Source organism: Rhodoferax sp. UBA5149 (genome assembly GCF_002413825.1).
Taxonomy (GTDB): domain Bacteria; phylum Pseudomonadota; class Gammaproteobacteria; order Burkholderiales; family Burkholderiaceae_C; genus Rhodoferax.
The window spans coordinates 1-9211 of sequence record NZ_DHXT01000013.1; the positions used below are offsets into that span (position 1 = coordinate 1).

Here is a 9211-nt window from a genome sequence, read left to right on the forward strand (position 1 = left end):
AAGATTGCAACACTACACTAGCTTGCAGGCCACAGGGGTGCACGCAACGCTCTATCGGGCGGTGGTAGAGGAGGCCGTGAATGATGGCCAGACGATCATGGAGGCGCTCATCCGGGCTGCCCGGCGAGCCTTGCATGATCAGGAAGCGAGCGCCCGAACCTTGCGCGAGCGCCAGGGTCTGGTGGAATCCCGCCAGTACTTGAACAAGTACGAGCCGGTGATGGTGGAGCGTTATCCCAAGGTGCTGCGGGCCGCGTTCGCGGCCAGCGACAGTCAGGCCGCTGCCCTGGCCTCGGCCAGCGTTCATTTTGACCAGCTCGAGCTCATGGATGAAGCGCAAATGCTCGAGCGAGTCGAGCTTGCCCGCGCGGAGCAGGTCGTCATGGTGGCCGTGGAGTTGAGTTTGGCCGAATTCAATCCGATGATGTGCGCCGCCGCCGGTTTGTCGACCGTTCGTGCTGATCGAAATCCGGTCCGACCCGAGATCTATGTCCGGGCGCTGCAGACCGTGATGAAGCAGATCCAGTTGTCCGCCGCCGTGCGCGCGGACCTGATGTGGCACATGAGCGAAGCTTTGGGCAAGACCCTTGCTGCGTTCTACGCAAGAATGTCCACGCAACTGCGAGCGCAGGGCGTCCAGCCCGCAGGTTACGCTGTGAGGCAAACCACCATGCATGCGTCCAGGAAGCGGCGCACATCAGCACCACGCGACGAATCGCTGCTGACGCTGGACAAACTCCGCAAGCTCTTGTCCGGCGAGCTCGAACGGGTGGATGCCAGGTCCGGTCCCGAGTCGTTTGCGGAACAGTTTTCGCGTGAATTTGAGGACCTGGCCAGGGACAGTGAACCGGCTTCATCGGACTTCCACGCCACGGTGCCCGCCGCCTTTGAAGTCCTGCAGGAGATGAGGCAGGTCGAGCAGGTGATTGAGCGCATCGGCACCAGGAAGGCTGCGGCGATTGAAGCGCCCGCGCCAGTCAGTGGTTCGTTGAACGCGGCGCGCTCGAGCCTGCGTCACTCGGCCCGGGGCTTGGGTCAGTCGCTCAGCCTGGAGGTGGTCACGCTTATGGTCGACAACATTGCCATCGATGAGCGTCTGCTCGGACCCGTGCAGGATGTCATCAGAAGTCTGGAGCCCGCGCTATTGCGGCTGGCCTTGGTCGATCCCCGTTTCTTCAGCGACAAGCAGCACCCGGCACGACGGCTGTTGCAGGAAATTACGGATCGCAGCCTGGCTTATGAATCGGTTGATACGCGTGGTTTTTCTGGCTTTCTGGAGCCCTTGCAGCGCGCCGTGGGGTCCATGGGTGGCATGCAGATAGAAGATGCGGAGCCGTTCGAGCAGATGCTGCAGGGCATGGTTCAGGTGTGGGACGAGCGAAAGCAGCATGGACAGCTGGAAAGCGCGGTGAAAGCCTTGGCGCACGCCGAGCAACGCAATTTGTTGGCGGAGGAGATTGCCCGAGAACTGGCTGCCCGACCGGACGCTCAGAATATACCGCAGGGGGTTCTTGAATTCCTGTGCGGCCCCTGGGCGCAGGTCATCGCTCATGCACGAATGGCCGATGGCTCCGGGTCGGCTGATCCGGGTCAGTACCGTGAGCTGGTCTTGGCCTTGTTCTGGAGTGTCCAGCCTGAGTTGACGCGCAAGAACATCGTCAGATTGACCCGGCTCGTGCCCAAGTTGCTGGGTAAATTGCGGGAGGGTCTTGAGCTCATTGACTTTCCGTCCCTGAAGACCAGTGCTTTTTTCGAATTGCTGATGAACCTGCATCAGCAGGCTTTCAGACCGCCGGTCATGGCCGAAGCAGCACCACCGGCCGACGGCGGGCGTTCGGGCTTGTTCGAGACTGCCGATTCATGGGTTGCGCCTGCCGAAGCCGAGGCTTCCGGATTCATGGAAATGCCCGCGGCGCTCGTTCAAGACGCCACTCGGCTGACGAAGGCGATAGATGAGTCCACCGTGGCGCCCGCTGACGACGCGTTGCCTGTCGGCGCATGGGTGGAGTTGCTGGTCAAAGGCGAGTGGATCCGGACGCAACTGTCTTGGGCCAGTCCGCATGGCACCTTGTTTTTGTTTACCAGTGCCACTGGCAATACCCAGTCCATGACGCGACGCTCGCGCAATAAACTGCTTGCGACCGACGCCATGCGAATTGTTTCCGGTCAAGCCGTTGTGGATGGCGCGCTGGATGCGGTGGCGCAGACCGCCATGCGCAACAGCATGGACATCAAGCTCTGAGCAGTTTTTTTCGCACCAGCTCAATGTGGTTGCGCAGGGCATAAAGTTCATCCGCATAGGATAGGGGCACGTTGATTTGGCCAACGCGCGTCTCCAACTGATTGAGTTCATCGACCAGACCCTGCGCGGAGTCGATGCTGGTGCCGGCACGGTCTTCGATGTCGCGCAACTGCCCATACCAGCGAAATACCCGTGAGCGAATTCTGAACTCGTACAGGGGCGGCACGATACGGCTTAGCGGCAGCAGCACCGCAACGATGATGCCCAGTGCCAGCCACATGCGTTCCATCAGGTTGGCGTAGAAAAAAGGCAGGTAACGCTGCAACAAGGGCGTGCCGTCACGGATCGTGCGCTCGGCCTCCCTGGACAGGGGGAATTCGGTATTGGCGGCGTTGGGGAATTCATGGGCCCGGTTGAACCAGCCCGCGGGGCTGTGAAACGCCAGCGACGCCTGGGAGAACAGCTGCAACACGGCAGGATGCACACCTTCCCTGGTCATCAAGGTGGTGGTGGGGGCGACCAGGTGCACGTCCTGTGCCGGAACGTCACGGGCCAGGTCGACCACGCCGCGCGGCAGGGTCACGGGCGTCAGAAACGCGAAACGGCGCGAGTAGGCTTCGCTCTGTGCAAAATCCATCAATTTCACACCCGGTGTTTGCAGCAGCATTTGCACCATGGGCGATTCAGGTGCCGAGGCAAACACCAATGCATCCAGCTCGCCGTTCAAGAATGCCACCGTGGCCGGTGTCTGCTCCAGCCGGGAGAGTGTGAGGGTGCTGTCGTCAATGCGATTGATGTCGAACAATTTGCCCATCAAGCTGGGCACGCCGCTGCCCGCCGTGCCCACGTTGACACGCAGACCTTTGAGCTGGGTCAGCGCCGTCAGGGTGGCGTCGCCGTTGACCGTCGCGGTCACTTTTTGTGCCGCCTCGGCGCGATAAAACAGCCACACCGGTTCGACGAACAGGCTGCCCAGCGATGCAAGTCCTTCGTGGGCATTGGTCGGCAGTGCGCCGCTGCCACCCTGCACAAAGCCGAGATCGGCCTTGCCTGCCGTCAGCCATTCAAGGTTCTGGGAGGAGCCCTCGCTGGGCAGCAGTTGCACTTCAATGCCATAGGCGGCCATGGCCTTGGCGTAGCGTTTTCCGAATTCGGCGTAGGCGCTCTGGGCCGGTCCGGTCGCCAGCGTCACATGTTTGGGCGGCGCCGGGTCAAGCCACCAGTAGGCCAGCACCAGCAAGCCGATGGTCAAAAAGACAAAGGGTCCGGCCGACGTCAGCATGTCTCGCAATGACAGCAAGGTGTAGCGGATGTTTTTTGGCATGGGGTGCGGCATCGCGTCGATTCAAGGCCTGGCAGGTCGCGCCAGGTCTGCCGCTGCGGGCCAGGTCATGCCCCCTGTGGTGATGCCCCTGGCCGCCATCACGGCACGCACAACGGCGCGGGCCGTGACCTCGGCCGCCAGGGTGCTGAGCAGCATCATGCCGGCTGATCTGCCCGCTTTTCCGGTACCCAGCGCAAACAGGGTGTCGCCATCCGACAGCGTGTGCACCGGGTTGATCGTGCGGGCCAGTCCGTCGTGCGCCACTTGGGCCAGGCGGTGTGCTTGCGCTTTGGTCAGTACCGCGTCGGTGGCAATCGCACCGATGGTGGTGTTGGTGCCCGCCAGCACGGGCTTGGGTGCCTCACCGGCGATGATGGCGTCGCGACTATTCAGCAGGGACAGGCCGTCCGGCGTTCGGGCACCCGCCAGCACTTGGCCGGTGGCCGGGTCGATGACGTCACCCAGGGCGTTGCACGCAATGATGGCGCCGACCGTGATGCCGTCCACCGTGATGGAGGCGGTGCCAATGCCACCCCGCATGGCGCGCTGCAGACCAAAGATCTTGCCTACCAGCGCACCGGCACCGGCACCGATGTTGCCCTGGGCCGGCGCGCTGCGGCTGGCCGCCATGCAAGCCTGATAGCCGGCGCGGGCGTCAGGCCGGATTCTGGCGTCACCCACCGGCAAATCAAACAGCACAGCGGCCGGGACGATGGGCACCAGCCCGAAACCGACCGCCAGCCCGATGTTGTTTTCTTCCAGCCATTGCATGGCGCCACTGGCGGCATCCAGACCCCATGCGCTGCCACCCGCCAGCATGATGGCGTGAACACGGTCCACCAGGTTCGAGGGATGCAACAGATCGGTCTCGCGCGTGCCAGGTGCGGCGCCGCGCACGTCCACCCCGGCCACAGCACCCTCGCGCGCGATGATCACGGTGCAGCCGGTGGGGCGACGGGTATCGGTGAAGTGGCCGACCTCGATACCGGCGACATCAGTGATGGTGTCGGAGGAAGGCGCGTGGGGCTTGGTGCTGGCGGTGTTCATAAGCACCGATTATGCGCAGCCGGAATTAAAGCGGGCGAAGTGCGCCGTGGCTCAGTCCAGACCCTCCATCCGAGGTTGGGCGAGACACCTGCGGGTTTAAATTAAATGGACCGCTAGCCCCCGTGGAATATGCCCTATTAGCTATATTTTTTATAGCAAAAAGGAAATGAAGCAACTCTCGCCGGCAAGTTCAATTGACGCAGGAATCAATGCCCCAGAATCTTCGACAAAAAGTCCTTGCTGCGCTCGTTTTGCGGATGGTTGAAGAAGTCGTGCGGGTTGTTCTGCTCGACGATCTGGCCCTGGTCCATGAAGATCACACGGTCCGCCACGGCTTTGGCAAAGCCCATCTCATGCGTGACGCACAGCATGGTGATGCCGTGGCTGGCCATCTCCACCATGACGTCCAGAACCTCCTTGATCATCTCCGGGTCGAGCGCCGAGGTCGGCTCGTCAAACAGCATGATTTTCGGTTTCAGACACAGGGCGCGGGCAATCGCGACCCGCTGCTGCTGGCCGCCGGAGAGTTGCAGCGGGTATTTGCCGGCCTGCTCGGCAATGCGCACCCGCTGGAGCTGGACCATGGCTCTTTCTTCTGCTTCCTTTTTGGGCATCTTGCCCACCCACATCGGCGACAGCGTCAGATTCTCCAGCACCGTCAGGTGCGGAAACAGGTTGAACTGCTGAAACACCATGCCCACTTTCTTTCGAATGTCGTCAATGGCCTTGACGTCGTCCGTGACCTCAACCCCATCCACAAACAGATGGCCTTCCTGGTGCTCCTCAAGCCGGTTGATGCAACGGATCAGCGTGGATTTCCCGGAGCCTGATGGACCGCAAATGACGATGCGCTCACCGGGCGCGACGTTCAGGTCAATATCGCGCAACACGTGAAAGTTGTTGCCGTACCACTTGTTGAGTTTGTCGAATTTGATGATGGGTTCTGACATGATGGCCTATCGCTGCTTGCCTTGGTTGACCTGTTTTTCAACCCAGATGCTGTAGCGGGACATGGAAAAACAAAAAACGAAATAAATCATGGCAATAAAGAGGTAGCCCTCAATCTTGAATGGTCGCCAGTTTGAATCCGAATTCAAGGCCAATGACAAGGCGCCCGTGAGTTCGTACAGGCTCACGATGGTCACCAGCGAGGTGTCTTTGAAGGTCGAGATGAAGCTGTTCATGATGCTGGGCACGACCATGGCCAGCGCCTGTGGCAGCACAATCTTGCCCTGGGTCTGCCAGTAGGACAGACCCAGCGTCGCGGCCGCCTCGATTTGTCCCTTGGGAATGGCTTGCAAGCCGCCGCGAATCACCTCGGCCATGTAGGCAGCTGCAAACAGTGTGATACCCGCCAGCACGCGAATCAGCACGTCAATGGTGAAACCCTGCGGCATGAACAGCGGAAACATGAACGACGCCATGAACAGCACTGAAATCAAGGGCACGCCGCGGATCAACTCGACATAGATCGCGCAGAAGGTCCGGATCGCTGGCAAGTTGGAGCGCCGTCCCAACGCCACGGCCAGGGCAATGGGAAAGGCCATCACCATGGACAAAGACGACAGCAAAATGGTCAAAGGCAAGCCGCCCCAGCGATCCGTTTCCATTTTGCTCAAGCCCAGAACGTTGCCATACATCAGTGTAAAAACAAGGGTCAAAACGACGATCCACAGCATGGCGAGCCATGCGTGCCAGAAGGCACGGGTGCAGCTCGCAACCAGAAGACCCAGCATCAACAGGGTCGCAAGCAGGGGCCGCCATTGCTCCTCATACGGATATCGTCCGAACAGGATGATTCGGTATTTTTCGGTCACAACGCCCCAGCAAGCCCCAACGCCGTCCACCCGGCAGGCATCGAAGTTGGGGAGCCAGGAGGCCCGAAAGATGGCCCAGCTGAGCAATTGAGGAATCAGATACAGAAGGGCGCCACCGATGACGACGGTCATCAGGGCGGTCATCCAGTCGCCGAAAAGATTGAAACGTATCCAGGCGACAAGGCCTTCGGTTCGAATCGGCGCCGGTCGCGGTGCAATGGGCTGAAAAATTTGTGCGGTCATGGTGTCGATCTGGATCAGCGTTCTTTAATCGCGGCGCGGCTGTTGTACCAGTTCATCAGCAGCGAGGTCGCCAACGAGGTGGTCAGGTAAACCAGCATGACAATGGCAATGCATTCCACGGCCCGCCCGGTCTGGTTCAAGGCCGTGTTCGCAATGGACACCACGTCGGGATAACCAATCGCCACGGCCAACGAGGAGTTTTTGGTCAGGTTCAAAAACTGGTTGGTCATGGGCGGAATGATGACCCGCAGGGCCTGCGGCAGCATGACCAGCCGCATGGACTGGCCTGGGTTCAGCCCCAGTGCGGCAGCGGCCTCGCCCTGGCCAGCTGCAACCGACTGAATGCCGGAGCGAACCACTTCGGCCACGAAGGATGCCGTGTAGACCGTCAGACCCAGGAGCACTGAAAGAAACTCTGGCGTCAGCGAGCCGCCGTGTTCAATGGAGAACTCGCCTTTGCTGGGGAATTCAAAAGCAGTGGGTGCGCCCCCGGCCACCCATCCCAACAGACTCACTGCCAGACAGATGGCGATCGGAACCCAGAACATGCTCTTGAGTTGGCCGGTGGCTTCAAATTGCCTGCGCGCCCATTTCAGGTAGACATAAGCCAGCGCCGCGCCGGCAATCAAACCGATCATGGCCCAAAATTGCCCAGCGGCCCACACCGGAATCGGAAAACTCAAGCCCCCCTTGCTGAGGAAAAAGGGCCCAACTTCCCAGGCCTCCGAAGCGGCAGGGAGGACCTCGGTAAACAGCAAATACCACATGAGCAATTGCAGCAACACGGGTACATTGCGAAATAATTCCACATAGGCATAGCACACGCCACGCACCAGGGCGTTGCGCGAAAACCGGCCAACGCCCAGCAGCGTGCCCAAAACAGTCGTCAAAATGATGCCCAGGATCGCGACCCGCAAGGTGTTGGACAGCCCCACCAGAAAGGCCTGCCAGTACGGCTGTGCCGAGTCAAAAGGGAACAGGCTTTCGCCGATATCAAACCCGGCGGGGCCGCTCAGAAAATCAAATCCGCTCTGAATGCCGCGGATTTTCATGTTGAGCAGTGTGTTGTGCGCGAGAAACCAGACGGCGGCAACAATCAGTCCGATCGCCACAAGCTGATAAATCAGACCTCTAAATGCTTGACTGCGCCAGGACCAGTTCTTTTTCCGAGGGGGCGACTTTGGTGTCATGGGCGTACGCTTCTCAAGCCAGCTGCAACGCTGGGGCAGGTCGAGATCAACGGATCGGGTAGGCGTACATCAGGCCTCCCTTGTTCCACTGGTTGTTCAGTCCACGCGGCAAACCAAGTGCCGACGCGGGGCCTACGTTGCGCTCAAAGCTCTCGCCGTAGTTGCCTGTGGCTTTGATGGCGCGGGCCAGCCACTCTTTGTCCAGACCGAGCAGCTTGCCGGTGTCTTCATTGCCGCCACCCAGCAGGCGCTGCACCACGGGATCCGTGCTGGCCTTCATTTTGTCGACGTTGGCCTGGGTCACGCCGTACTCTTCCGCTTCCAGCAGGCCGTACATGACCCATTTGACGATGGCAAACCACTCGTCATCACCGCGGCGCACCATGGGGCCCAGGGGTTCCTTGGAGATCAGATCAGGCAGGATGACGTGTTCTTTGGGATTCTTGGCCTCTTTCATTCGAATTGAAGCAAGACCCGATGCGTCGGTCGTGTACGCTACGCATCGGCCAGAGAAATACGCCGCATTCGCCGCCTCAAACTGCTCGAACACGACGGGCTTGATGTTCAGCCCGTTGGCCTTGGAAAAGGACGCCAGGTTCTTCTCCGAAGTGGTACCCGACTGCACACAGACTGTCTGCCCTTTGAGTTGTTTGGCGCCTTTCAGTTTGCTCTTGGCGGGTACCATGAAACCTTGGCCGTCGTAGTAGTTGGCAACGGTCGAGCTCAAACCCTGTGACGCGTCGCGCGTCAGGGTAAACGTCGTGTTGCGGGCCAGCAAATCGACTTCACCGGATTGCAGTGCGGTGAAGCGCTGCTGGGATGCCAAGGGCACATACTTGACCTTTTCGGGGTCGCGCAAGGTGGCCGCTGCCAGTGCCTTGCAAACATCCACATCCAGTCCCGACCACTTGCCACCCGAATCAGCGGCAGAAAAACCATGCACGCCGGTACTCACACCGCAAATGATCTGGCCGCGTGCTTTGATCGCGTCCAAGGTTTTCCCGGCATGCGCGGGTGCTGCCATGGCGGCACCCAGGGCGGCCAGGAGAAGGGTCCAGGTTTTTGGCTTGTTCAGATTCACGTGTACGACTTCAGTTGATCAGTGCTGCAAGATTTTGTTCAAGAAATCCTTGGTGCGCGGTTGGCGGTTTTCTGGCTGGCCAAAAAACTCATCCTTGGAACAATCTTCCAGAATATGGCCACCCACGTCAATGAAGATCACGCGGTTGGCGACCTTTCGCGCAAATCCCATTTCGTGGGTGACGACCATCATGGTCATGCCCTCTTTGGCAAGCTTCACCATCACGTCAAGCACCTCACCGACCATCTCGGGGTCGAGCGCGGACGT

At 60.0% G+C, this 9211-nt stretch carries 7 protein-coding genes and 1 pseudogene; 1 reads left to right on the top strand and 7 read right to left on the bottom strand.

Annotated features, from left to right (window positions below; genetic code table 11):
* Positions 1 to 2242, top strand: a 2242-nt coding sequence (locus B3V69_RS00925; protein ID WP_296442938.1) for a DUF1631 family protein, incomplete at its 5' end; no start/stop codon positions are given.
* Here the strand turns inward: B3V69_RS00925 and B3V69_RS00930 are convergent.
* The 7 genes and pseudogenes from B3V69_RS00930 to B3V69_RS00960 all read right to left on the bottom strand — a co-directional run.
* Positions 2232 to 3566 carry a TAXI family TRAP transporter solute-binding subunit gene (locus tag B3V69_RS00930; RefSeq protein WP_296442940.1) on the bottom strand — a complete coding sequence of 445 codons (1335 nt, stop codon included), beginning with the start codon at positions 3564 to 3566 and terminating at the stop codon, positions 2232 to 2234. The two genes, B3V69_RS00925 and B3V69_RS00930, sit on opposite strands and share 11 nt — an antisense overlap.
* Before the next feature lie 21 nt (positions 3567 to 3587).
* Positions 3588 to 4613 (bottom strand): P1 family peptidase, encoded by a 1026-nt coding sequence (locus B3V69_RS00935; RefSeq protein ID WP_296442942.1) that lies wholly within the window; start codon positions 4611 to 4613, stop codon positions 3588 to 3590.
* 206 nt (positions 4614 to 4819) lie between these two features.
* Entirely contained in the window at positions 4820 to 5563 is a 744-nt protein-coding gene (locus B3V69_RS00940; RefSeq protein WP_296442944.1) for an amino acid ABC transporter ATP-binding protein, read from the bottom strand.
* Positions 5564 to 5569: 6 nt separating this feature from the next.
* A complete protein-coding gene (locus tag B3V69_RS00945) occupies positions 5570 to 6673 on the bottom strand; it encodes an amino acid ABC transporter permease (protein ID WP_296442946.1) in 1104 nt (367 codons plus the stop codon).
* Between the two features lie 14 nt (positions 6674 to 6687).
* Positions 6688 to 7863, bottom strand: coding sequence for an amino acid ABC transporter permease (locus tag B3V69_RS00950; protein ID WP_296442948.1), 1176 nt, complete (start codon positions 7861 to 7863; stop codon positions 6688 to 6690).
* A 46-nt stretch (positions 7864 to 7909) separates the two neighbouring features.
* Entirely contained in the window at positions 7910 to 8887 is a 978-nt protein-coding gene (locus B3V69_RS00955; protein ID WP_296442974.1) for an amino acid ABC transporter substrate-binding protein, read from the bottom strand.
* 75 nt (positions 8888 to 8962) lie between these two features.
* A pseudogene (locus tag B3V69_RS00960) lies at positions 8963 to 9211 on the bottom strand (amino acid ABC transporter ATP-binding protein); the annotation flags it as partial.

Excerpts from the sequence above, each read along its gene's own strand:
- B3V69_RS00935 (WP_296442942.1), bottom strand. The coding sequence starts at position 4,613 with ATGAACACCGCCAGCACCAAGCCCCACGCGCCTTCCTCCGACACCATC.
- B3V69_RS00930 (WP_296442940.1), bottom strand. The coding sequence starts at position 3,566 with ATGCCAAAAAACATCCGCTACACCTTGCTGTCATTGCGAGACATGCTG.
- B3V69_RS00950 (WP_296442948.1), bottom strand. The coding sequence starts at position 7,863 with ATGACACCAAAGTCGCCCCCTCGGAAAAAGAACTGGTCCTGGCGCAGT.
- B3V69_RS00955 (WP_296442974.1), bottom strand. The coding sequence starts at position 8,887 with ATGGCAGCACCCGCGCATGCCGGGAAAACCTTGGACGCGATCAAAGCA.
- B3V69_RS00945 (WP_296442946.1), bottom strand. The coding sequence starts at position 6,673 with ATGACCGCACAAATTTTTCAGCCCATTGCACCGCGACCGGCGCCGATT.
- B3V69_RS00940 (WP_296442944.1), bottom strand. The coding sequence starts at position 5,563 with ATGTCAGAACCCATCATCAAATTCGACAAACTCAACAAGTGGTACGGC.